The sequence below is a fragment of the Enterocloster citroniae genome, assembly GCF_040545455.1.
Taxonomy (GTDB): domain Bacteria; phylum Bacillota; class Clostridia; order Lachnospirales; family Lachnospiraceae; genus Enterocloster; species Enterocloster citroniae.
In genome coordinates this window covers 1-23,454 of record NZ_JBEPLZ010000012.1, presented here as the reverse complement: position 1 = coordinate 23,454, position 23,454 = coordinate 1, and the positions used below count along the sequence as shown (strand labels likewise).

Below are 23,454 nucleotides of genomic sequence, written 5' to 3'. Positions count from 1 at the left end.
GGCCCTGTGAATGATCAGGGCTGTATTACAACCAGGTTCACACCAACACCAGGAGGGATTGCAATGATTGAAGCAACGAGCTGCGGCGGTGTGGTTATATTTCGAGGGAAGATTCTCGTCCTTTACAAAAATTATAAGAATAAATATGAAGGATGGGTTTTGCCTAAGGGAACAGTAGAAGCTGGCGAAGAATATAAGGAAACGGCGCTCCGGGAAGTGAAAGAGGAGACCGGTGTCAGTGCATCCATTATCAAGTATATCGGCAAGAGCCAATACTCCTTTAATACCCCGCAGGATGTGGTGGAAAAGGACGTACACTGGTATCTGATGATGGCCGACAGCTATTACAGCAAACCACAGCGGGAAGAATACTTTCTGGATTCAGGATATTATAAATTTTATGAGGCATACCATCTGCTGAAGTTTTCTAATGAGAAGCAGATACTGGAAAAGGCTTATAATGAGTATCTGGATTTAAAGAAGAGTAATCTTTGGGGAAGCAAGAAGTATTTTTAAGTAAATAGTAACGCATATAAGGGCGCGCCGGGATGACCGGGGCGCCTTTTGATGCAGTGTATTTTCTCTGGCACATCTTCCGCTTACGATATCGGTCCAAAATCCGGTCTCTTGTACATATGATCAGACACCCTTTCTCTGAACATGGAGTGCCCTATGATTTCGGTTGGAGAGTACACGGATGGTATGGTATCCCGGAGAATGGTATACTGGATGCAGATGAACAAAAGTTTCAAAGAAAGTATAGTTTTTGAATAAAATGCCTCTATAAAACAAGGCTCCAAATACGGTATGATTGAAGTACAAAGTATTGGGAACAGGCATAAAAAAATTATGTTAGGAGGGGTCTTATGAAGAAGAAATTATTATGTATGGTCCTGAGTCTTGCCTGCATGTTTACGCTTCCGGGATGCCAAAGCACCACTAGTGGCACAGAAGACGGAACAACAGGAAAAACACAGGAAAACAAGCAGGAGGAGAAGATTAAACTGCGTTATTCCTTTTGGGGCAGCACGAATGAAAAGGACGCCATTACAAAATCCTGTGAGGCATTTACTGCACAGAATCCCAACATTGAAGTGGAGATCATCCATATTCCGGCGGATTATGAGGCAAAATTAAGTGCAATGATAGCGGGCGGGGAAGAGCCGGATCTGGCTAATCTGAGGGATTATTTTGCAATGCCCCTGGCAGAATCAGGCAAGCTGTATAATATTTTGGATTTGATCGATCAGGACCCGGATATCGACAGAAAGGATTATCTGGATTTTGCTTACCGGTATTATTCTCCGGATGCGGCGTATGGTTTAAATACGGCAACCGAATTATTCGCCATGTTTTATAACAAGAAGATATTTGAAAATGCAGGTGTGGAAGGACTGCCGTCTTCGGTGGAAGATGCCCTGACAATGGATGAGTTTATTGCACTGGCGCAGAAACTTACATTAGATTCCCAGGGGAGAAATGCTGCTGATCCGGATTTCGATCCAACCAATATTGTCCAGTACGGCCTTATGTTTGATTTCGGTGTACAGCAGTATATGGGTGCCGTGTATTCCAATGAAGGAAGTTATGTCAGTGAGGATGGGATGAAATGGACGTTAAATCAACCACAGTCCGTAGAGGCGCTCCAGACTATTTCCGATCTTGTTAATGTGTACCATGTTGCTCCGAACCCATCGGAATTAAAGGCACTTCCGTCTCTGGCTGTAGCGCTTCAGACCGATAAGGCGGCAATGATCTGGGCCGGCGCGTGGGTAGCGCTGGATCTGGGCCTGGGGGATACGGAGTTTGATGTAGGTGTGCTGCCGGTCTTTAAAGAAGGGGTTTATGCTACCTGCCCGGCTCAGGGTACGGCGGGAATCTTTAAATCGACCCAGCATCCGGAGGAAACCTTTAAACTCTGGAAATGGCTCATGGACCCAGGTAATAATATAGACCTTTACGCGTCCGGACTGTGGATGCCTCTTTTGACTGATTACTATCAGGAAAAGGATCTGCTTGATACATGGGCTACTGTGGCTCCGGCTCATCCTTCCGGATATATGGGAAGCCATGTGGAGGTGGTCCTGGACGGATATGTGGCTGCAAATCCTTCCGGGTACGTGAAAAATTATACGGAAATCAATGCACTGGTAACGCCTGCTCTGGAAAGTGCATTCCTGGGAAATGAAAGCGTCCAGGAAGCGCTGGACCGGATCGCGCCGGATGTGGAGAAGCTTTTGAAGGGAAGATACGATAAATAGCGGTTTGAGGAGGAGAGCCATGGAAAGCAAATATGTGAAGCACAAAAGGCGTAAAGAAAATATGATAGGTATCCTGTTCTCGCTTCCGGCCATCCTTGGTTTTATCTGCTTTGCGCTTGGCCCCATGCTCGCCAGTCTTGTGTTGGGTTTTACAGAATATACGACCTCCAGTTCCCCGCATTTTGTGGGGCTGGAGAACTTTAAACGCATGTTTTCAGGACAGGATACATTCTTTTACCAGGCATTGTCCGTCACTCTTCATTTTGCTGTAATGAACGTAATCGTCTGTATGACAACAGGATTTGCCATAGCAATGCTGCTGGACCACAGGTCGATGAGGTTTCGCCCATTTTTTCGGGCGGTATTTTATATACCCACCATAATTCCCTATGTCGCCACGGCCATGGTGTTTATGTGGATGATGAGCCCTGATTTTGGACTATTCAATATCATTTTGAAAGGGCTTGGATTTACGGGAAGTAAGTGGATTTACAGTGAGAGCACGGTACTGCGTTCTCTGCTGCTGATCACTTCGTGGACTGCGGGAAATGTGATGGTGGTCTTCCTGGCCGGTTTACAGGGAGTGCCCAGGCAGCTCTATGAAGCAGTGGAGGTGGACGGCGGAAATTCCCTGCATAAATTTATGTATGTGACCATTCCGATGATGACTCCCATTGTATTTTTTAACGGTCTGATGTTCCTTATTGCAAGCTTGCAGGGATTTATGCCCGCGGCTGTTATAACCGCAGGAGGGCCAAACAATGCCACTCTATTTTATACATATTATATGTACAGACAGGCATTTGAGTTTTCCAATATGGGGTATGCATCCGCATTGGGATGGATCTTATTTGTGGTGATTGCTATCATTACCGGGATTGTATTTAAAACATCAAAATACTGGGTGTTTTATTCAGATGAGGAGTGACGTGTATGGCGCGCAGATACATGAAAGTAATAAAAAAAATAGCCTTTTATCTATTGGTGATCCTGTTGGCGTCCATATGGATCATGCCTCTTTACTGGCTTGTACGCAGTTCATTTATGGGAATTGAGGATATGTTCAGGAATCCGCCGGTGTGGATACCCACCAGGTGGCGGTTTGAAAATTACAGGGATGCCCTTACAGCATTGCCGTTTGTACGGTATTTTCTGAACACAGTTTTGATCGTTTGTTTCAGTGTTATGGGCATTTTGGTAAGCTGTTCATTGAGTGCATACGGCTTAAGCAGGATTAAGTGGAACTATAGGGACACGGTATTCACCATATTGATGTCTACTATGATACTCCCATATTTCACTACCTTGATACCTAACTTTATTATGTGGAAAAAGTTGGGATTCATTAATACATTTATACCCATGATCGTACCCACATGGTTTTGTATGGGAATTGCCAGTGTATATGGCGGGGGAATGTTTAATATATTTCTTCTGCGCCAGTTTATAAGAACCATACCTAAGGAACTGGACGAGGCGGCATTTGTGGACGGAGCAGGGCACTGGGCTGTTTTTACACAGATCATTCTTCCGTTGTCAAAACCATCGCTGACCTGCGTGGGATTGTTTACGTTTCTCAATTCATGGAATGACCTGATTAATCCATTGATTTATTTGAATTCCGATAAAAAGTACACGATCCAGCTTGGTCTGCGTACCTTTATTGGATATTTCAACGCAGAATGGCATTTAATGATGGCTGCAGCGTGTGCGGCAATTATACCAGTGGTATTGGTATTTCTTGTGGGGCAGAAGTATTTTGTGGAAGGAATTGCCACAACGGGATTGAAAGGATGATGGATTAGTATGATGAACAAAAAGATAGAGCCGGTTTTGTGGAAATGTGTCCGGGTGGAAGGTGGTTTTTGGGGAGATCATCAACGGGTTAATAGAGATGTGACAATTCCCTATCTCTATGAAAAGTATACAAGCACCGGCCGTTTTGAATTGCTGAAACAGCAGTGGTCTCCAACACAGAAACAGACCCCCCACCATTTCTGGGATTCCGACCATGGAAAATTGATAGAAGCCGCCGCGTACTCCCTGGCTGTGGAACATGATCCTGTTCTGGAGCAGCAGATGGATGAAATAATCGAATTGTTAGGCAGTGTGCAGCGTCCGGACGGGTATCTTAATTCCTACTTTACTATGTTTTGCCCGGAGAAAGAATTCACGGATCTGATGATGATGCACGAGCTGTACTGCGCCGGACACCTGACCGAGGCGGCAGTAGCCTATTATCTGGCAACAGGTAAGAGAACACTGTTAGATATCATGTGCAGATACATTGATTATATTGACAGTCGGATTGGGGCGGACGAGGGAAAGATCCACGGATATGACGGCCATCCTGAATTGGAGCTGGCCTTAATCAGGCTCTATCATATAACGGGCAATAAAAAGCATTTGGAGTTGGCGGAATACCTGGTAAATCAGAGAGGGACGCAGCCCTATTTCTTTGAGGATGAGGCCAGGCGTCAGGGAATCGACCTAAACGAAAGGGTAGAACCCGCATACGACATTGGGAGTTTTTTTGTTAACCAATGGGGGAATAAGAAACAGGATGAGCTGGACCCAATGGTAATACCCAAAAGAAATCAGGAACGGGTATATAAATACTATCTGCCGTCAAAAGGAGCATTTGCTCAGTTTAGCGCCAATGCTCCTGTAAGGGAGTTGAAGGAACCGGCAGGACATGCGGTCCGGGCAATGTATCTGTATTGTGCCATGGCGGACCTGGCCAGAGAAGACAGCTCGCTTCGCGAACCACTGGTGAGATTGTGGGATGCTTTGATTTCTTCACAGGTATATATAACGGGCGGAATTGGACAGTCGCAGGAGTGTGAACGCTTTTCCTTTTCCTATGACCTGCCCAATGAAAGGAATTACAGTGAAACGTGCGCATCCATTGGACTGTTAATGTGGGCTCACAGAATGCTGCACCTGGAGATGGATGGAAAATATGCGGATATGATGGAACGGACATTATATAACGGCATATTAAGCGGTATTTCGTATGAGGGAGATGCATTCTTCTATGCCAATTACATGGAGATGTACCCCAAGCTGTTTGAAGAAGGAAGTTCTGTTCTCCAGACAGATGACAGGATAAGTCCGTCCAGGAACAAATGGTTTACAATTTCCTGCTGTCCTGCCAATATATCCAGAACCCTGTCAATGCTGGGTGGATATATGTACTCATCTGATGATACCAATATTTATGTTCATTTATATAACAACAGCAGTGCAAGTATCCCCACAGGTACAGGTGAGGTGCGTATTACCCAGGAAACCTTATATCCATGGGAGGGGGACATATGTATTGCTGTAGATTGTCCGGCCGATACTGTGTTCGGCTTGAATTTGAGGATACCGGCATGGTGTGATGAGTGGGAAGTTACAGTTAATGGAAAGCTGGAACCGATCAGCTGTTCAAAGGGGTACGCTGCAATCAGGCGCAGTTGGAATTCAGGTGATTGTGTACGGTTGTCTCTTTCTATGGAACCGCGTTTTTGTTGGACGAATCCGCGAGTAAGACAGAATTGCGGAAAGGCAGCTGTTATGCGGGGACCCATTGTATATTGCCTGGAGGAAGCTGATAATTTTAAGAACCTTCATGATTTTAAGGTGGATGTCACAGTGCCTGCGAGAGCAGAGCAGAGCAGCCTGTTCGGGGGAATTACTGTTCTAAAGTTAAAGGGATACGTATCAGATATGGAAGACTGGGGAAGTCCCTTATATCGTGACAACCGGGCAGCGAAACGAAAAGCAGCAGAGGTTACGGCAGTGCCGTACCATCTTTGGGGAAATCGCGGCCTTGGAGAAATGCTCATATGGATGCAGGCGTAATAGAAGCAGCAAAGGGTGCTGGCAGTTTTGTTTCTGCCGGCATCCTTAAGTGCGTTTTATAATAGCGTAAAAGGAGATGGTAGAATGGCCAGGATCGTTGTTGTGGATGATGAATACAGTCAGCTGAGGCTTTTGGGGGATATACTCAGGCGCTTTTGTCCGGAGTACGAGATTGAAACCTTTGGCGATTCCACGGAAGCTATGGAATATCTCTTGGAACATGAGGTGGAGGTCCTTTTGCTGGACATCAAAATGCCGGGAATGACCGGGTTCCAGCTTCTCTCACATATTATACGGGATGATGACATGATGGTTGTCATCATATCTGCGTACAATGATTTTGAATTTGCACAGACCGCAATCCGAAAGGGCGTGGATGAGTATCTGTTAAAGCCCGTTTCACGAAAGGAGATAGACAGGCTGAGCCAGCAGATAAAGAAGCACATAGGCCGGGTAGAACAGAGAAGGCAGCAGGCGCAGGAACGTGAAACAGCACTTCCCATACTGGGGTCTTTGACACCGTCAGAGATCAACAGACTCCTTTCAAGATGGATCGAACAGAATCTGAAAGAAGAGGAACGGAAGAAAATATGCAGTTTGTTCCCGTGTAATATGGGCTTTGCAGTTGTGATCAGGCTGACACAGCGAAAGAGGATCAGGGAACTGTACTCTTCTGGTTATCTGCAATATTCCATTGTGCCAAAGATCCAGCAGATGATATACGGACATCTCCAGGTGTGCGGAAAGATCCTCACCGGAATTGGAGACTGGAACAGCCTGGAGATCCTTGTTGTTGCAGGTGACGTGAATGAGGACAGCCGTGAACAGGCTCAGGGCCTTCTAAAGCATGTAATGAGGCAGGTGGAAAAGGAAATGGGGATTGCATTTGCGGCAGGTATCAGCAGTTTATCCTATAACCTCACCGGTCAGATAGGCATTTGCTACAGGCAGGCATTAAAAGCTCTGAGGTATGGATATGTAATGAACCACGGCCGGTGCCAGCAATATAAGGAGAGTTTGGAGGAAAATGAAACGGGCAGCCCTATGCGTTTTTTTGAGGCAGGCGTGACGGAAGTTTCCGGGTGGCGCGCAATGGGAGAACAGCAGTTAAAGGAAGCGGTACAGAAGGGATTCAATGATTTGTGCAGACATAGTGCCGATGTGGAGTTGGACTTACTGGTCAGGCAGTTTATCTATTTGTTTCGGAGCGGGGCAAGCTATGTAAGTGAGTTTTATTCCACAGAGAGCGGAGCAGACATTCTGCAAAAGATAGAACAGAATCTCATGTATGAAGAAGATTGTGCTGGTTTATGCGGCAATTTGAAGAATGCGATTGAGCAGTTGTTTAGTGTTGTGAAAAATGACAGTGCATCGGATATGGCTGAAAATATGAAACGGTGCAGACATTATATTAATGAGCATTATTCGGAACCGGTGTCGCTGGTCAGTCTTTCCGATTATATACACTTAAGCCCATCTTATGTCAGCAGCATGTTTAAAGCTTTTATGGGAATTGGTTTTAAAGAGTATCTGACACGCGTACGGATGAAAAAGGCTTGTGAAATGCTGAGGGATACTGGCATGAAGGTATACGAAATCGCAATAAAAGCCGGATACAGTGATTACATTAGCTTTATCAAATCATTTAAAAAAGAGATCGGGCTTACCCCACAAAAATACAGGATGGTTACCAATGATTGTGAGAAAAATGATTCAGAACTTGATTGGATGGAAACACAGGCTTGAAAATGCAAGCCTGCAGTTTCAATTTCATCTCTTCTATATAGGGATGCTGATGGTGCTTGTTCCCTCTATCACCATATTCTGCTACATAGAGAGCCAGAAAATTTTATATGAAGTGGTAACGGCGGATATCAGAAACCTGGTACAAAAATCCAATCAGATAGCAGATTCTAAACTACAACTTGCAAAGGAATATGTATTTGGTTTTCTGGCAGATGAGGATACCCGGAGACTGCTGGCAGAATCAGAAAATACCGATGATCAGGGAAGGCTGTATTTCCTGGACGGAGAACTCAAAAAGGTTGCCGACCGGTATTTCCTTTCATCTCCGGACATTTATTCGGTCAACATTATGACGGAGCGGTATAATTTCGGGATTTCACTGAACCAGAATTATATTCCTTATGCGAGCTTTGAAAAATCGGAACTGTATAAAATCGGAAAAGAGAGCAGGAAACGGCTGTCATGGGTTCCGACTTATAAGTTCTATGAAATGTATGGCCAGCCTGAATTAGAACAGTTTACTAATATTGATTATTATTATATGTTTTCCATGGTTAAAAATCTAAGGAATGAGAAAACTCCAACTTCAAAGGGATACCAGATATTGACAATCAATTTTACAGATGGATTTTGGGATGATGTTTTTCTCACGATCCCAGAGTATCAAAACATCGAATATTTTATTATTGATCCAAATGGCTGCATCATATCTCATACGGATAAGAACAGGATTGGAACCGTGATCCATGCAGACTGGCCATCTCAGATATGTGAAGAAAAAAGCGGAAGCGGGATGGTTGAGATGGGTGGGAAAAAATGGATGATATCATATAGCAAATCCACGGTTACGGGATGGACATCCGTGTTTGCAATTGATCAACAAGAGTTTCATGGACTATATTTGTCACAACTGAGAAAAAGCAGCTTTATGATTTTTACCATGATCATAATCAGCACTGCAGCATTTTCGCTGGCTATCCGCCGTCTTGTTGTACATCCGGTTATGGATCTGACCGATCAGGTGGCTTTGGTTGAGGATAATCCAGATCACCGGATCAGGGAAAAGGGGAGTGCAGAGTTTCGGAACTTGATCCACACTTATAATCGGATGAATGATAATGTTCAGAAGCTGACCATGCAGAATTATGAAACCATACGTCTTTACCAGGAGTCCAAATTAAAAGAACTGAATCTCCAGTTAAATCCACATTTTATCTATAATGTATTGAATCTGCTGAATCTGGAATTAATCCGGGAGGATGAGCTGGAATGCAGCGAACTGGTGGATGATGTAATATTCATGATGAGATATATACTGGATTCGGATAATGTGACAGAGGAATTGCAGACGGATCTGGAATATACCCTGCATTATATTGATGTCATAAACCGCAGATATGACGGAATCTACCAATTAAAGATTGATGTGGATCCGCAGCTGTGCAAGACAAAAGTTCCTAAATTCATGCTCCAGCCCATTGTGGAGAATGTATTCAAACACGCTTTTATCCATGAACAGGAAGACCGGTATATTAAAATTGTCTGTTGCAAAAGGGGATGTAACAGGTACTTTTCGGTAGAGGACAATGGAAGCGGTATGGATATGGATCAAATAAAGCGGATCAACGAAGGAAAAGAGGGATCGGTTGGACTTAATATGACAAGAGAACGCGTCAAATATCTGTATGGGGATGAAGCCGCTTTATATGCGGAACTGACACCGGATGGCGGCACCAGAATCTGCATCATATTGCCGGATACAGCCATTGAGCCCGTTTTCCAGGGCTGAAAAAGAATTTCCTGAAAATGCATTGCAACCCATGGAAATATATGGTAGCGTATATACTATCAACCCTGCATCTATGCATAAATACGCGGTCTGCGGGGACACTCTCTGTGAGTGTCCTTTTGCAGTACAGGAGCGGACAGGAAGCGGAAAGGAGCATTACAATGGCAAAATCATACGACAAGTTAAAAACATACATGGACAAGGCCATGGCCATCAAGACTGCCATGACCTTATTTGAGTGGGACAATGAGACGCTGGCGCCCAAGGAGGCCGGAGAACTGACGTCCCATGTGATCGGTGTGCTGTCAGGGGAATATTTCCAGGCAGTCACCTGTGACGAGATGAGAAAACTGCTGAAGCAGTGCGGCGAGGAAGGCGGGCTTTCACAGGCGGAGGCAGCCAATGTGCGGGAACTATCCCAGGAGCTGGAGCAGATCGAATGTATCCCCCAGGACGAATACCAGGACTTTGCCCGGCTGACGGCCAGGGCCACCAGCGTGTGGGCAAAGGCAAAACAGGAACAGGACTTTGATGCATTTGCCCCCACACTTAAAAAGGTGATCGATTATCAGAAGAAATTTGCAGGCTACCGCAAAAAGAACGGGAAAAAGCTGTACGATGTCATGCTGGATGATTATGAAAAGGGCTTCTCCATGGAGAATCTGGACGAATTTTTCAGCCTGATGAAAAAAGAACTGGTTCCCTTCCTAAAGCAGGTGGTGGATGATGGAAAACAGATTGACGACAGCTTTTTAACAGGTGATTATTCTGAGGAGAAGCAGGAAAAGCTGGGACGTTTCCTGGCAGCGTATGTGGGCTTTGACTTTGACCGGGGCGTCATGGCGGTCAGCGCCCATCCTTTTACCACCAATCTTCACAATAAGGATGTGCGGATCACCACACATTATACGGACTGCATGGACAGCTCCCTTTTTTCCGTCATACACGAAGCAGGCCATGGTATCTACGAACTGGGAATCCGGGATGACCTGACCCTGACCCCGGCGGGGCAGGGAGCCAGTATGGGAATGCATGAATCCCAGTCCCGGTTCTTTGAGAATATCATTGGCCGCAACCGGGCCTTCTGGGTACCTATCTATAAGAAGGTACAGGAAATGTTCCCGGAGCAGCTGGGGGATGTGAACCTGGACCGGTTTGTGGAAGCCATCAACAAGGTAACGCCCGGCCTGATCCGCACTGAGGCGGATGAACTGAGCTACAGCCTTCATGTGCTGATCCGGTATGAGATTGAGAAAATGCTCATCGAGGAAAACCTGGACGTGGAAAAACTGCCTGAGATCTGGGCGGACAAATATGAGGAATATCTGGGAATACGCCCTGAGAATCCGGCCCAGGGAGTGCTCCAGGACATCCACTGGTCCCAGGGATCCTTTGGATACTTCCCCTCCTATGCCCTGGGCAGCGCCTTTGGGGCGCAGCTGTATTACCATATGAAAAAGACCATGGATTTTGAGGGCCTGCTGGAAGATGGAAAGGTGGACGTTATCCGTGAATACCTGAGGGAGAACATCCACCAGTACGGAAAGCTGAAGACCAGCCGCCAGCTCTTAAAGGATATCACCGGGGAAGATTTTAATCCTGAATATTATGTAAGGTATCTGAAGGAGAAATATAAAAAGATCTATGCACTGGACTGAACGTGTGCGGATCCGCAGTGTAATGCCACAGTATAAAGCTGCAGTAAAAAGCCGCAGTATAAATCCGCAGTAAAAAGATGCAGAAGGCAGGATGGGAGCACATGTCCGCGCATGCTCCCGCCCTGCCTCTTGTTGTTGCAGCGTATTTCTGATAAAATGGTTTCATGTGTTCATGGAAAACCCTCAGGTCATAGGGGGCAAGTAAAGGAGAAGGGGACAGGTAAAGGAGAAATGAGATGACAGATTCTGGAAAATATGTGGAGTACATAATGGAGCAGGCGCAGAAGCTGCTTGCCATTGACAGCCCTTCCGGCTACGGCAGGGAGGTAAGGGAATATCTGTTAAAGGAATGCGAGGCCTTGGGGATCACTGCATGGCCTACGGTAAAGGGCGGCGTCCTTGCGGACCTGGGAGGAAGGGATCCGGAGAATGCGGTCCTGTTAGAGGCCCACTGTGATACGCTGGGGGCCATGGTGGCCAGGATCAAGGAGAACGGAAGGCTTCAGCTGACCAATATAGGCGGCATGAAGCCGGCCAACGGGGAGGCTGAGAATGTAAGGATCATCACAAAGTCCAATGGTATTTACGAGGGTACCTGCCAGCTGGTCAACGCCTCGGTCCATGTGAACGGGGAGTATGAACAGACCACACGTACCTGGGATACGGTGGAAATCCTTATTGATGAAAAGGTAAGTTCCAGGGAGGAGGCGGCTGCCCTTGGTATCATGCCGGGGGATTATGTGTGCTTTGAGCCCAGGACAAGGGTGACTGCATCCGGTTACATTAAAAGCCGTTTTCTGGATGACAAGCTCTCAGCCGCGATCCTCATGGGATATGCCAGATATTTGAAGGAGGAATCCGTGACTCCTGAACGCAAGGTTTACGTTCATTTCACCATATATGAGGAGGTGGGGCACGGAGGTTCATCCCCGGTGCCGGAGGGCGTTACCGAGGCCTGGTCCGTGGATATGGGATGTGTGGGTGAAGGGCTCCAGTGTACGGAACATCAGGTGTCCATCTGTGCCAAGGACAGCGGGGGTCCGTACAATTACGAGATCGTCTGCAGGCTTATAGAACTGGCCAAGGGAAAGGGGATCGGATATGCGGTGGACGTATACCCCCATTACGGTTCTGATGTGGAAACCACATTAAAAGCAGGACACGATATCCGCCACGCCCTGATCGGCCCCGGTGTTTACGCATCCCACGGTTATGAGAGAAGCCACCGGGACGGGGTGGAGAACACCTTCAGGCTGATCCAGGCATATCTGGGGTGAGCTTTTGTGAACGCTGTATCTTCAGCAGCCCGCGTGTCCGCCTGTAAGCGGGTTAAAACCATATAATTTTCTAAATATCGCCCATTGGCCCAGGCCGGTGCGGCGATATTTTTGGATTGCAGAAAAGGCGACACATAGGGCGGGAGGACAGGACATATATTGATGATAGAGGCATTTCAAACGTGTCCCAAGGCGGGTTTTAAAACACGCTGCAGGGCAGATCGTCCGGTACAGGAGGGAGGTGATCGTGTGAACAAACGCATTATCTGGGCAGCCGTCACAGGACTTATGGTGCCCTATGTGGGAACCCTTGCATGGACAGGCACCATCAGGGGGGAGGAGCTGCGGTATGAGCAGCAGAAGGAGGTGTCCGGCAGGCGCAGGATACTCCTTGACAGAAGCAATGGCTCCTATTATATGGACATGGAGGAATACCTGCCCGGTGTGATCGCCAGACAGATGCCGGTGGAATATGAACCGGAGGCACTAAAAGCCCAGGCCATTATTGCCCGCACCTATATCTGCCGTCAGATGGAGGCCGCAGGGGAGGAAAATGAGATTGCCGAGTCAGCCCTGGACATGGATTATGTGGAGTCGGAGCAGCTGAAAAGCCTGTGGGGATCCAGCCGTTTTCCTCAGTATTATAAAAAGCTGGAAGATGCGGTTAAGGCCACATCCGGTGTGGTGATGACCTACGAAAACAGATGCATAGACCCCATGTTCTGCCGTGCCACGGCGGGGATGACAAGAAAAGGGGATTTCACCCACCCCTATCTGGAACCGGCGGATTGTCCAGGGGATGTGGAGGCGGAGGGATACATGCAGATCGCCGTATTTTCAAAGGAGGATTTTGTGTCCGCAATCAACGGTATTCCGGAGGGGGAGACAGGAACGCGCCAGGTGGATATTTCCCAGGTCCCGGGTACGGTACAGATTGTTTCCAGGGATGAATCCGGCTATGTGGACCAGGTCCAGATAGGAAATGCAGGTTACTCCGGGGAGGAGATACAATATGCCCTGGGGCTTAAGTCCGCCTGCTTTACCATGGAGTCCTATGAGGATGGCATAAGGGCGGTGGCAAAGGGGATCGGACATGGTTATGGACTGAGCCAGGCCACTGCCAATGAGAAGGCAAAGGCGGGGTGGAAGGCGGAAGAAATCCTGGGTTATTTTTATAAAAATATTACTTTCATTTCTGAATAAGTCGCTTTGGTTTGGTAAGAATAGTACCGAGGTGATAAACGTGAAAGAGAAAGTAAACCAGATGCTCAAGGATAAGTTATTTCTTGTCATGCTAGTGTTAGGCCTGCTGACTATTGTAGCCGCAGCAGGTGTCATTACCGTACAAAGAGGAAAAGGTACTGAGACAAATCCATACCTTGAAATGCCGCAGCCAGAAATGATTGCCCAGGAAACAGCTCCGGAGACACCTCAGGTAGCAGGCGCTTCCGAGGCAGTAAAAGACACACAAAAGGTTACCCCGGCTCCTACCCAGGCAGCCGTGGCAAAGAACGAAAACCAGGGCAATGACCTGGCAGCAGAGGCAGGAGCAGGAAAAGACGCGGCGGACGCTCTTGTGCTTAACTTTACGGACGCCAGCAAAATGCAGTGGCCTGTAAGAGGCAATGTGCTTCTGGACTACAGCATGGACCAGACCATCTATTTCCCCACCCTCGACCAGTATAAGTGCAACCCTGGAATCATCATCCAGTCCGATGTAAGCACACCGGTGGCCGCACCTGCCAATGCCAGGATCCTGGAAGTTGGCTCCAACGAGGAGATCGGAAATTATGTGGTTATGGATCTGGGCAACGAATACACAGCAACCTGCGGACAGCTTAAGGAAGTATGCGTGGCAGAGGGAGAATACCTGAAAGAGGGACAGACCCTGGGCTATGTATCGGAGCCTACCAAGTATTATTCCGTAGAAGGCGTCAATGTATTCTTTGAGATGAAGCACCAGGACAAGGCGGTCGATCCCCTGAGTTATATGGAATAAATTGCCTGTGGATAAAAATGGATGCGAGCAGAAAACCGGCCGGGAAACCAGCCGGTTTTATTCATATCTCCTGTTTGCAACTTAAATGATCACAATATCCTCCACCCCGTTGGAGCGGGCGATGCAGGCCAGTGTTTCCATCAGGTCCATGGAGGGAGATACTTGGTCCGCCAGCTCTCCCCGGACGCCCCAGTTGCGGAAGCGGATCAGCTTATAGCGGACGGAGGGGACCCGGGCAATGATCCGGCTGGCAGCGTCCACTGTGTGTGCGTTATCCAAATATCCGGGTATTACCACGGTCCTGATCTCAAAAAGCTTATCCTCCTCCAACAGATAATCCAGGTTATCTAACACCAGGTCCATGGAACTGCCTGTGAGCATACGGTGCTCCTTTTCGTCCATGGACTTAATATCCAGCATGGCCTTGTCCATCTCCTCCATCAGCCACGGCAGGTCCCTGAGTGGGACCTGTCCGTTGGTGTCTATGAATGCGGACTTTCCCAGTTCATGGACTTTGGCGAAGAGCTGCGCCAGGAAATGGCTGTGCAGGGTACATTCCCCTCCGGAAGTGGTGATCCCTCTTGCAAATGCAAGGGGCTTTTTTATTTCCTCCAGTACCTGGTTGGGTGTCATGTACCTGGTCTTGGGGCTGGAACTGTGGGGACATGCCTGGATGCATTGGTCGCAGCCGCAGCACAGGGCGGGATCCCATCTGACGGTTCCCTCCTCCGCTGTCAGGGCATGGGTGGGACAGACGCCCACACACGTGCCGCAGTGGCAGCAGAGATGGATGGTCTCCGGGTTGTGACAGTATTTGCAGGCAAATCCGCAGCCCTGAAGAAAGATGGCCACACGGTTGCCCGGCCCGTCCACCAGGGAGGAGGGAATAATGCGGTTGACCGGCGCTGAGACGGACGGTATAAAATTGGTTGCAGCAGATCCTGTTATCATATTTACCTCTTCTTTGGCCCTGAAAATGACGGCCATAAATAGTCTACTTATATATTAAGGGAAAAGTTGATTTTATAAAAGTCTAACTTCTTAAGAAATTTCAGATTTTTATAATAATTTGTTCACATTCGGTTCAGAGCCACATTCTATACTAATAGGAGAATACAGGAAGAAGGAGTGAAAATATGAATATATTATTTTTCCTGACTCCTAAAAGTGACGTGGCGTATATAAGTGAAGATGATACGTTGAGACAGGCTTTGGAGAAGATGGAACACCATAAGTATTCCGCTGTACCAATTGTCAGCAGGACCGGCAGGTATGTGGGCACGCTGACAGAGGGGGACCTGTTATGGGGGATCAAGAATCAGTTTAATCTGGACCTTAAGGGGGCGGAGAGAATACCTGTGACCGCAATCCGCCGCCGGTGTGACAACCGTCCGGTGAAGGCAGATGCAGATATGGAGGATTTGATCGGTAAGGCCCTGAACCAGAACTTTGTGCCGGTTCTGGATGATCAGAAGTGCTTTATCGGGATCATTACCAGAAAGGATATTATCAAGTATTTCTATCAGAAGTGTGAGACTGTAAAGGAGCGCTCCAAGAAGTGTCTGGAGCAGGACGGCGGGGAGCAGAAAAAGCCGGATCTGTCAGCCGTGGTAAAGCTGCGCAGCCAGGAAGGCGCTTTTGTATAGGAAGGATCAGCCATATGTGAAAAATGTAAAAAAACCGATGATCCGGAAAGTGTACCAGTTCCGGACCATCGGTTTTTCCTATTTGGCGACAACAAAGCACAGAGGGATCCGGCCGCTGTCAAGGGTGCGGTATTCCGCAACTGAAAATCCATGATCGGCAAGGAATTTCAGAAACTGGGACTGGGTCCACTGGTGATAGGTACGAAATCCGGTCTTTTCCATAAGCTTCATCCGAATCCGGGAACCTGTATATTCCCCGTGTACAAAGGTGGGGCAAAAGAGCAGGCCGCCGGGCTTTAACACCCGCCTGATCTCAGCCAGGGCCTGCTGGGGACAGGGCATGATGTGGAGGGCGTTGGAAATGACTACTGCGTCAAATGTTCCCGGCGCATAGGGCAGGGACGTTGCGTCCAGCACGGAAAAATGCAGGCGGGAGGAACGGTTATGTTTTTTTGCCTGGGCGATCATGGCCTCTGAGAAGTCGGTGGCTTCCCACAGCCGGACCTGGCGTGAAAGGGGATAGGACAGCTGCCCGGTGCCGCATGCCAGTTCCAGCACATTCATATCTTTTGAAAGGTACGGCCTGATGCGCAGGCAGATATCCTTGTAAAGACCGGAGTTGCTTTTCATAAACGGGTCATATAGTTTTGAGACTTTCTGCCAATAAGTTTTGTTATCAGGTTCTTGCATGTGTATCACTCCTTGGGGATAATATGTGAACGGTTAGAGTGGGCTAACAAAATCATAGCACACATGGAAGGGAAATACAAGGCGGCTGCGTCATGTAACAAATGGAAATAATTGTGCAAAAAATAAATCCGTCTGACCTCATCTGCCAAAGTTGACATGAAATTTGCATGAAAACAGCAGACAAACTTATAAAAAGATGGTATAATGTCGCCAGACATTACGCTGCGCCAATTCGTTGACACGTCAAAGTGTGACAGAAAAGGCAGGCGGGGAAAAGGAGGTCAGACGAACGATGATATGGGCAAAAGAAGAAACGATGTCCAGAGCGGAGATTGAATCCGTTCAGTTAACCCGCTTAAAGGATACGGTGAAACGGGCCTATGAAAAAGTGCCCGCGTACCGGGCTAAGATGGAAGCAGCCGGCATTCAGCCGGATGACATACAGACCCTGAAGGACCTGCAGAAACTTCCATTTACGATCAAACAGGATATGAGGGATAATTATCCGTACGGACTGTTTGCGGTCCCGCGAAAGGAACTGCTTAGGATCCATGCATCCAGCGGGACCACGGGAAAACCCACGGTTGTGGGATATACCCAGAATGACCTGGATGTGTGGAGGGAATGTGTGGCCCGTATTGCTGTGGCAGGCGGCGCCACTGATGAGGATGTGGCACAGATCTGTTTTGGATACGGTATGTTTACCGGAGCCCTGGGCCTCCACAACGGCCTGGAAAAGGTGGGAGCAGCCATTGTCCCCTCATCCACGGGCAACACCCAGAAGCAGCTCATGTATATGAAGGATTTTGAAACCACCCTTCTGGTGGCAACCCCTTCCTATGCCATGAGGATTGCGGAGGTGGCACTGGAGATGGGCCTGGATCCCAAAAAGGATCTGAAGGTAAAGAGCCTTGTGCTGGGCAGTGAGCTGATGACGGAGGCCATGAGGAACGAGCTTTACAAGGTATGGGGAGAGGATGTGAACCTGACCCAGAATTACGGCATGAGTGAGCTTATGGGGCCTGGCGTTTCAGGGGAATGTCTTGAGCTGAACGGAATGCATATCAACGAGGACCATTTTATCGCCGAGGTCATAGACCCCAAGACAGGTCAGGTGCTTCCGGCAGGGGAAAAGGGCGAACTGGTCATTACCTGCATTACAAAGGAGGCGCTGCCCCTGATCCGCTACCGCACAAGGGATATCACAAGGCTGATGTATGAGCCATGCCCATGCGGCCGCACCACTGCAAGGATGGAGAACCTGTCAGGCCGCACGGACGATATGCTGAAGATCCGCGGCGTCAATGTATTCCCAAGCCAGATTGAGGAAGTGCTGATCAACACGGATGGGATCGGGCCTAACTATGAGATCCTGGTGGACAGGAAGAACCATTCAGACCTTCTCACCATTAAGGTGGAAGTGGAGGCGGAGAGCATGATGGACTCCTACGCCGCCCTGGAAAAACTGGACCAGAGCCTCAGGGAGAAGATGCGCATGATGCTTGGCCTGGATGCAAAGATACAGCTTGTTTCCCCCAACACCCTGCAGCGGTTTGAAGGAAAAGCAAAGCGGGTGACTGACTTAAGGGTTGGAAAAAACGAGGTTTAATACTCTGGGACTCCCAGATAAACTATATGATAGCAAAGGAAGGAAGATAAACGTGTCCGAGAAAAAAATATTACTTGGCAATGAAGCCATTGCAAGAGGCGCATATGAGGCGGGCGTAAAGGTCTCAGCCGCATATCCTGGCACACCCAGTACAGAGGTAAGCGAGGCCCTTGTTCAGTATGATGAAATTTATGCGGAGTGGGCGCCCAATGAGAAGGTGGCCACCGAGGTTGCCATCGGAGCATCCATTGCAGGGGTGCGCTCCATGTGCGTGATGAAGCATGTGGGAATGAATGTGGCGGCAGACCCCCTTTATACCGCGGCCTACACTGGTGTGAGAGGCGGTATGGTGCTTGTGGTCGCGGATGACCCAGGCATGTACAGTTCCCAGAATGAGCAGGACAGCCGTATGGTTGCAAGGGCAGCCATGGTTCCTGTGGTGGAACCCTCCGACAGCGCAGAGGCCAAGGAATTCATGAAATATGCCTATGATCTGAGCGAAAAATACGATACCCCGGTCCTCTTAAGAAGTACCACCAGATTATCCCACTCACAGGGTGTGGTGGAACTGGAGGAGCGGGCTGAGCCGTTTGACATTCCATATGAAAGGGATGTTGCCAAATACGTGATGATGCCGGGAAATGCCATCAAACGCCATCTGGTGGTGGAAGCCCGCATGAAGCAGCTGGCCCTGGACGCCAACGAACTTCCCATCAACCGGGTGGAATACAACGACCTGTCCGTGGGATTTATCACAAACGGCATTGCCTACCAGTACGTGAAGGAGGCCATGCCGGAAGCATCCGTATTAAAGCTGGGCCTTGTCAATCCTCTTCCAAGAAAACTGATCGAGGAATTCGCGTCAAAGGTGGATAAGCTTTACATATTTGAAGAGCTGGAGCCGGTGGTGGAAGAACAGGTAAAGGCATGGGGGATCACCAAGGCAGTGGGCAAGGAAATATTCACGGTACAGGGCGAATACAGCGCCAACCTTATTCGTGAACGGGTATTAGGACAGACTCCGGAAATGGATAAGGCTGCCCAAGTACCTGCAAGGCCTCCCATTCTCTGTCCCGGATGTCCGCACAGAAGTGTGTATACTGTGCTGAACAAATTAAAGATCCATGCGGCAGGAGATATCGGCTGCTATACACTGGGCGCGGTTGCACCCTTAAGCGTAATAGACACCACCATCTGTATGGGAGCCAGCATCAGCACCCTTCACGGAATGGAGAAGGCCAAGGGAAAGGATTACATCCATAACTGGGTGGCTGTTATCGGAGATTCCACCTTTATGCACACAGGTATCAATTCCCTGATGAACATGGTGTATAACCAGGCCACGGGGACCGTCATCATCCTTGATAACTCCACCACCGGCATGACAGGACACCAGGAGCATGCAGCAACGGGTAAGACATTGAAGGGGCAGGTAGTGCCGGCCATCAACATTTTCGGCCTGTGTAAATCCCTGGGAATTGAGCATGTGATCGAGGTGGATGCATTTGACCAGGCAGAGCTGGAGAAGGTGATCAAAGAGGAGGTGGCCAGGGAGGCTGTTTCCGTTATCATCACAAAAGCTCCATGTGCCCTGCTTAAAGGGATCAAGTTCCCCAACAAATGCAGACCGGTTCCGGATAAATGTAAAAAGTGCGGCGCCTGTCTGAGGCCCGGATGCCCTGCCCTTACAAAGAATGAGGACGGACTGATATCCATTGACGAGACCATGTGCAATGGCTGCGGCCTGTGCATGCAGCTGTGTAAATTCGATGCCATTGAGCAGATAAAGGTGGGTGAATAAGATGACTTGTAAGAATATTATGATCGTAGGCGTGGGCGGACAGGGAACCCTTCTGACCAGCCGTATCCTTGGAAAGCTTGCAACAGGCGCGGGATATGATGTAAAGCTGTCCGAAGTCCACGGCATGGCCCAGAGAGGCGGAAGCGTGGTCACCTTTGTCCGCTATGGGGAAAAGGTAAGCGAACCCATTGTGGAGGAAGGACAGGCGGATGTGCTCATTGCATTTGAACGTCTGGAGGCGCTGCGGTATCTGCATTTCCTTAAAAAGGACGGGGTGGTCATTGTCAATGACTGGCGTATTGACCCGATCACAGTGGTTACAGGAGTGGCATCCTATCCCGAGAATGTGCTTGATACTTTAAAAGAGATGCGCAAGACCATTGTGGTGGAAGCCACAGCCGAGGCCAAGAAGCTGGGGGCTCCCAAGGCATTTAACATCATAGTGCTGGGGGCGGCGGCCAGGCACATGGGCTTTGAAAAACAGGACTGGCTGAGCGTGATCGAAACAACGGTTCCGCCTAAGACCATAGAGGTGAATAAGCAGGCATTTGAGATCGGATACGCGCTTTCACTGTAAGAAGGACTTTTATAGATACGGAGGGTTTACAGTCAGATGATATGGAATGAGACAAAGGAATGTATGAGCAGGGATGAGATGACAAACCTGCAGAGCGCAAGGCTGGCAAAGCTGGTGGATAAGGTATACCACAATGTGGAATATTACAGGAAGAAAATGCAGGCAGTGGGTCTGGAGCCAGGTGATATCAAGGGGATCGAGGACCTGGATAAACTGCCGTTTACCACAAAGGACGATTTGAGGGATACATACCCATTCGGTATGTTTGCAGTGCCCAATTCACAGATCACCCGTATCCATGCATCCAGCGGCACCACGGGAAAGGCAACTGTGGTGGGCTATACCCGCAAGGACATCGATGTCTGGAGCGAATGTGTGGCAAGGTGTATCACCATGGCGGGCCTGGGCCGGGATGACACCATCCAGGTGGCATACGGATACGGTCTGTTCACCGGCGGCCTGGGAGCCCATTACGGGGCGGAGGAGATGGGGGCCACTGTGGTTCCCATGTCCACTGGAAATACAAAGAAGCTGGTTACCATGATGGTGGATTTCGGAGTGACAGGCATCATGTGCACCCCCTCCTACCTGCTGCATATAGCGGAGACCATTGAGGAGATGGGGGTAAGGGATCAGATCAAGCTGAAGGCATCCATCAATGGTGCGGAGCCATGGACCGATAAGATGAGGGCCCAGATCGAGCGTCAGCTGGGAATCCATGCCCACGATATCTATGGCCTCAGCGAGATCATGGGGCCGGGCGTGGCAACGGACTGCCAGTACCACACGGGACTCCACATCCATGAGGATCATTTCCTTCCCGAGATCGTGGACCAGCACACATTAAAGCCATTGCGGGACGGTATGGAAGGCGAGCTGGTTATCTCCACGCTTACCAAGGAGGGACTGCCTCTGATCCGTTACCGCACAAAGGATCTGACCAGCCTGGAGCACGGTCCCTGTGAATGCGGCAGGACCACGGCCAGGATCGCACGGTTCACAGGAAGAACGGATGACATGCTGATCATCCGCGGCGTCAATGTATTCCCATCCCAGATCGAGTCGGCTCTCTTGGAAATGGGAGGGACCACCCCCCATTACCTTCTCATTGTGGACAGGATCAACAACCTGGATACCCTGGAGGTGCAGGTGGAGGTGGAGGAGAGATTCTTCTCCGATGAGATCCGTGAGTTGGAGAATCTGACAGGAAAGATCGCACACGTGATCCAGGAGGCCATCGGCCTGGCAGTGAAGGTGAAGCTGGTGGAGCCAAAGAGCATTGAGCGCAGCATGGGCAAGACAAAACATGTGATTGATAAAAGGACACTGATTTAGGAAAGGCAGGTACATTTATGTTTGTAAAGCAATTGTCTGTATTCATCGAAAACCGTGAGGGAAGGCTGGAGCAGGTAACAGAAGTGCTGAAGGAGGAGAACATTAATATCCTGTCGTTGAGCATGGCTGACACCACGGAATATGGTATGCTGAGAATGATCGTATCCGATCCGGAAAAGGCCAGGAACGGTCTGAGGGAGAAAGGTTTTTCCGCCATGCTGACAGATGTTCTGGCCGTGAAGTTGGAGGACCATGTGGGTGAGCTTCACAAGATGACCCACACCCTGTGCGGCCAGGGACTTAATATCGAGTATATGTACGCGCTGGCTTCTGCCAACAGAAGGGCTATGATCGTAAAAGCCTCCGATGGTGAGACAGCCGCAAAGGCCATTACAGATGGCGGGCTGGTACTCTATAGCAATGAGGAGATGTGCTGGTAAACGGATATACAAAAAGGGCCGGGGTTTTGATACCCGGCCCTTTGCGCGGTGCCTGGCCTTTGTATAGCTGGCCTTTGTATAGTTATCCTTTGTATGTGCACCTGGCGCGTTCCCTATCCCTTGGAGAATCCGCTGGCAGTGACATGGGCTACCGCATTGCCCAGGTCATCGGTCACCTCCACCAGGTAGTAACAGGTGCTGCGGCCTTCCTTTACCCTGTGTGCCTGGGCAATGAGGCGGCTGCCTCTGGCAACTCCCAGGTATGTGATCTGTGAGGTGGTGGATACATGAAGCGGTTTATTCCAGTTGGATGCAACTGCAAAGGCAAAATCTGCCAGGGTGAAGATGGCTCCGCCCATGACAGTATTGGCTGCATTCAGGTGGTGGGGTTGTATTTCCAACGAACATTTTGCATATCCGTCATCCACTTCCTCGATTGTGGCCCCATTGTCCGTGGCAAATCGGTCCTTTGCAAAAAATTCTCGAATCTGTTCCAGTTCCTGCGGGTTGTTCATGGCTGGTCCCTCCTGTTTGTTAGCATGTAAACACTATATAACAGGAAAATACAGGTTGTCAATGGTGGAAAAGAAAAAGGCAGGGCCCATTGGGGTCCTGCCTCAGACTGTAGACAAAATGGTTCCTGGTGCGATGCACCCGGAACCATTTTGAATTTTATATAGAGATATATTGGTTCGAATATCCAGACAAAAGAACAGGGGTTCCTTAGCCCGCCCTTTCTCCATTTCCAGATTGCCAGTTTCTTTAGATTCATACATG

Annotated in this window: 20 protein-coding genes; 17 read left to right on the top strand and 3 right to left on the bottom strand. The window is 48.8% G+C overall.

The genetic code is table 11. The features are described from left to right. The first annotated feature begins 63 nt into the window (after positions 1-63). The 11 genes from ABID13_RS16245 to ABID13_RS16195 all read left to right on the top strand — a co-directional run bounded on the left by ABID13_RS16245 (position 64) and on the right by ABID13_RS16195 (position 14,579). Positions 64-516 (top strand): NUDIX hydrolase, encoded by a 453-nt coding sequence (locus ABID13_RS16245; RefSeq protein WP_002567924.1) that lies wholly within the window; start codon positions 64-66, stop codon positions 514-516. Positions 517-866: 350 nt separating this feature from the next. Continuing rightward, positions 867-2,261, top strand: a complete 1,395-nt coding sequence (locus ABID13_RS16240) for an ABC transporter substrate-binding protein (RefSeq protein ID WP_048929515.1) — start codon at positions 867-869, stop codon at positions 2,259-2,261. A 19-nt stretch (positions 2,262-2,280) separates the two neighbouring features. Further along, the gene (locus ABID13_RS16235) at positions 2,281-3,189 is read left to right on the top strand and encodes a carbohydrate ABC transporter permease (protein WP_048929514.1); all 909 of its coding nucleotides are present in this window, start codon (positions 2,281-2,283) and stop codon (positions 3,187-3,189) included. A gap of 5 nt (positions 3,190-3,194) precedes the next feature. Beyond that, entirely contained in the window at positions 3,195-4,058 is an 864-nt protein-coding gene (locus ABID13_RS16230) for a carbohydrate ABC transporter permease (protein ID WP_156200038.1), read from the top strand. Positions 4,059-4,067: 9 nt separating this feature from the next. Then, positions 4,068-6,110, top strand: a complete 2,043-nt coding sequence (locus ABID13_RS16225; protein WP_048929513.1) for a glycoside hydrolase family 127 protein — start codon at positions 4,068-4,070, stop codon at positions 6,108-6,110. An 84-nt stretch (positions 6,111-6,194) separates the two neighbouring features. Beyond that, positions 6,195-7,856, top strand: coding sequence for a response regulator transcription factor (locus ABID13_RS16220; RefSeq protein ID WP_048929512.1), 1,662 nt, complete (start codon positions 6,195-6,197; stop codon positions 7,854-7,856). Then, positions 7,804-9,645, top strand: coding sequence for a sensor histidine kinase (locus ABID13_RS16215; protein ID WP_048929511.1), 1,842 nt, complete (start codon positions 7,804-7,806; stop codon positions 9,643-9,645). Before ABID13_RS16220 ends, ABID13_RS16215 begins: the two co-directional genes overlap by 53 nt. A 161-nt stretch (positions 9,646-9,806) precedes the next feature. Beyond that, positions 9,807-11,303 carry a carboxypeptidase M32 gene (locus ABID13_RS16210; RefSeq protein ID WP_007863211.1) on the top strand — a complete coding sequence of 499 codons (1,497 nt, stop codon included), beginning with the start codon at positions 9,807-9,809 and terminating at the stop codon, positions 11,301-11,303. Between the two features lie 236 nt (positions 11,304-11,539). Continuing rightward, complete coding sequence (locus ABID13_RS16205; RefSeq protein ID WP_007863210.1) at positions 11,540-12,580, top strand: M42 family metallopeptidase; 1,041 nt, start codon at positions 11,540-11,542, stop codon at positions 12,578-12,580. A gap of 249 nt (positions 12,581-12,829) precedes the next feature. Next, positions 12,830-13,783: a SpoIID/LytB domain-containing protein gene (locus ABID13_RS16200; protein ID WP_048929620.1), complete on the top strand. Its 954-nt coding sequence runs from the start codon at positions 12,830-12,832 to the stop codon at positions 13,781-13,783. Between the two features lie 40 nt (positions 13,784-13,823). Then, positions 13,824-14,579, top strand: a complete 756-nt coding sequence (locus ABID13_RS16195; RefSeq protein ID WP_007863204.1) for a M23 family metallopeptidase — start codon at positions 13,824-13,826, stop codon at positions 14,577-14,579. An 81-nt stretch (positions 14,580-14,660) separates the two neighbouring features. Here the strand turns inward: ABID13_RS16195 and ABID13_RS16190 are convergent, their stop codons facing one another. Further along, entirely contained in the window at positions 14,661-15,530 is an 870-nt protein-coding gene (locus tag ABID13_RS16190; protein ID WP_242849233.1) for a YjjW family glycine radical enzyme activase, read from the bottom strand. 185 nt (positions 15,531-15,715) lie between these two features. Here ABID13_RS16190 and ABID13_RS16185 point away from each other — a divergent pair, with 185 nt between their 5' ends. Next, the gene (locus ABID13_RS16185) at positions 15,716-16,225 is read left to right on the top strand and encodes a CBS domain-containing protein (protein WP_007863201.1); all 510 of its coding nucleotides are present in this window, start codon (positions 15,716-15,718) and stop codon (positions 16,223-16,225) included. 78 nt (positions 16,226-16,303) lie between these two features. Here the strand turns inward: ABID13_RS16185 and ABID13_RS16180 are convergent, their stop codons facing one another. Then, the gene (locus tag ABID13_RS16180; protein ID WP_048929509.1) at positions 16,304-16,915 is read right to left on the bottom strand and encodes a class I SAM-dependent methyltransferase; all 612 of its coding nucleotides are present in this window, start codon (positions 16,913-16,915) and stop codon (positions 16,304-16,306) included. A gap of 292 nt (positions 16,916-17,207) precedes the next feature. On the opposite strand from ABID13_RS16180, the gene ABID13_RS16175 reads away from it, so the two are divergent. From ABID13_RS16175 to ABID13_RS16155, 5 genes are read left to right on the top strand one after another with little or no spacing between them, the layout of a single operon-like run. After that, complete coding sequence (locus tag ABID13_RS16175; protein ID WP_007863196.1) at positions 17,208-18,524, top strand: phenylacetate--CoA ligase family protein; 1,317 nt, start codon at positions 17,208-17,210, stop codon at positions 18,522-18,524. A gap of 52 nt (positions 18,525-18,576) precedes the next feature. Next, on the top strand, positions 18,577-20,325 hold the full coding sequence (iorA, locus tag ABID13_RS16170) for an indolepyruvate ferredoxin oxidoreductase subunit alpha (RefSeq protein WP_048929508.1): 1,749 nt from the start codon (positions 18,577-18,579) through the stop codon (positions 20,323-20,325). A gap of 1 nt (position 20,326) precedes the next feature. Next, positions 20,327-20,902, top strand: a complete 576-nt coding sequence (locus ABID13_RS16165; protein WP_007863193.1) for an indolepyruvate oxidoreductase subunit beta — start codon at positions 20,327-20,329, stop codon at positions 20,900-20,902. A gap of 36 nt (positions 20,903-20,938) precedes the next feature. Further along, positions 20,939-22,237, top strand: coding sequence for a phenylacetate--CoA ligase family protein (locus ABID13_RS16160; protein WP_007863191.1), 1,299 nt, complete (start codon positions 20,939-20,941; stop codon positions 22,235-22,237). A gap of 17 nt (positions 22,238-22,254) precedes the next feature. After that, complete coding sequence (locus ABID13_RS16155; protein ID WP_007863189.1) at positions 22,255-22,677, top strand: hypothetical protein; 423 nt, start codon at positions 22,255-22,257, stop codon at positions 22,675-22,677. 113 nt (positions 22,678-22,790) lie between these two features. On the opposite strand, the gene ABID13_RS16150 is transcribed toward ABID13_RS16155, so the two are convergent. Further along, positions 22,791-23,192 (bottom strand): PaaI family thioesterase, encoded by a 402-nt coding sequence (locus ABID13_RS16150; RefSeq protein WP_007863187.1) that lies wholly within the window; start codon positions 23,190-23,192, stop codon positions 22,791-22,793. Positions 23,193-23,454: the final 262 nt, after the last annotated feature.

What these genes read in the sequence shown, in the direction of transcription:
- ABID13_RS16165 (WP_007863193.1), top strand. Translation starts at nt 20,327, where the DNA reads ATGACTTGTAAGAATATTATGATCGTAGGCGTGGGCGGACAGGGAACC.
- ABID13_RS16235 (WP_048929514.1), top strand. Translation starts at nt 2,281, where the DNA reads ATGGAAAGCAAATATGTGAAGCACAAAAGGCGTAAAGAAAATATGATA.
- ABID13_RS16185 (WP_007863201.1), top strand. Translation starts at nt 15,716, where the DNA reads ATGAATATATTATTTTTCCTGACTCCTAAAAGTGACGTGGCGTATATA.
- ABID13_RS16230 (WP_156200038.1), top strand. Translation starts at nt 3,195, where the DNA reads ATGGCGCGCAGATACATGAAAGTAATAAAAAAAATAGCCTTTTATCTA.
- ABID13_RS16175 (WP_007863196.1), top strand. Translation starts at nt 17,208, where the DNA reads ATGATATGGGCAAAAGAAGAAACGATGTCCAGAGCGGAGATTGAATCC.
- ABID13_RS16225 (WP_048929513.1), top strand. Translation starts at nt 4,068, where the DNA reads ATGATGAACAAAAAGATAGAGCCGGTTTTGTGGAAATGTGTCCGGGTG.
- ABID13_RS16215 (WP_048929511.1), top strand. Translation starts at nt 7,804, where the DNA reads ATGATTGTGAGAAAAATGATTCAGAACTTGATTGGATGGAAACACAGG.
- ABID13_RS16180 (WP_048929509.1), bottom strand. Translation starts at nt 16,915, where the DNA reads ATGCAAGAACCTGATAACAAAACTTATTGGCAGAAAGTCTCAAAACTA.
- ABID13_RS16210 (WP_007863211.1), top strand. Translation starts at nt 9,807, where the DNA reads ATGGCAAAATCATACGACAAGTTAAAAACATACATGGACAAGGCCATG.
- ABID13_RS16220 (WP_048929512.1), top strand. Translation starts at nt 6,195, where the DNA reads ATGGCCAGGATCGTTGTTGTGGATGATGAATACAGTCAGCTGAGGCTT.
- ABID13_RS16150 (WP_007863187.1), bottom strand. Translation starts at nt 23,192, where the DNA reads ATGAACAACCCGCAGGAACTGGAACAGATTCGAGAATTTTTTGCAAAG.
- ABID13_RS16240 (WP_048929515.1), top strand. Translation starts at nt 867, where the DNA reads ATGAAGAAGAAATTATTATGTATGGTCCTGAGTCTTGCCTGCATGTTT.
- ABID13_RS16190 (WP_242849233.1), bottom strand. Translation starts at nt 15,530, where the DNA reads ATGATAACAGGATCTGCTGCAACCAATTTTATACCGTCCGTCTCAGCG.
- ABID13_RS16155 (WP_007863189.1), top strand. Translation starts at nt 22,255, where the DNA reads ATGTTTGTAAAGCAATTGTCTGTATTCATCGAAAACCGTGAGGGAAGG.
- ABID13_RS16160 (WP_007863191.1), top strand. Translation starts at nt 20,939, where the DNA reads ATGATATGGAATGAGACAAAGGAATGTATGAGCAGGGATGAGATGACA.
- ABID13_RS16245 (WP_002567924.1), top strand. Translation starts at nt 64, where the DNA reads ATGATTGAAGCAACGAGCTGCGGCGGTGTGGTTATATTTCGAGGGAAG.
- ABID13_RS16205 (WP_007863210.1), top strand. Translation starts at nt 11,540, where the DNA reads ATGACAGATTCTGGAAAATATGTGGAGTACATAATGGAGCAGGCGCAG.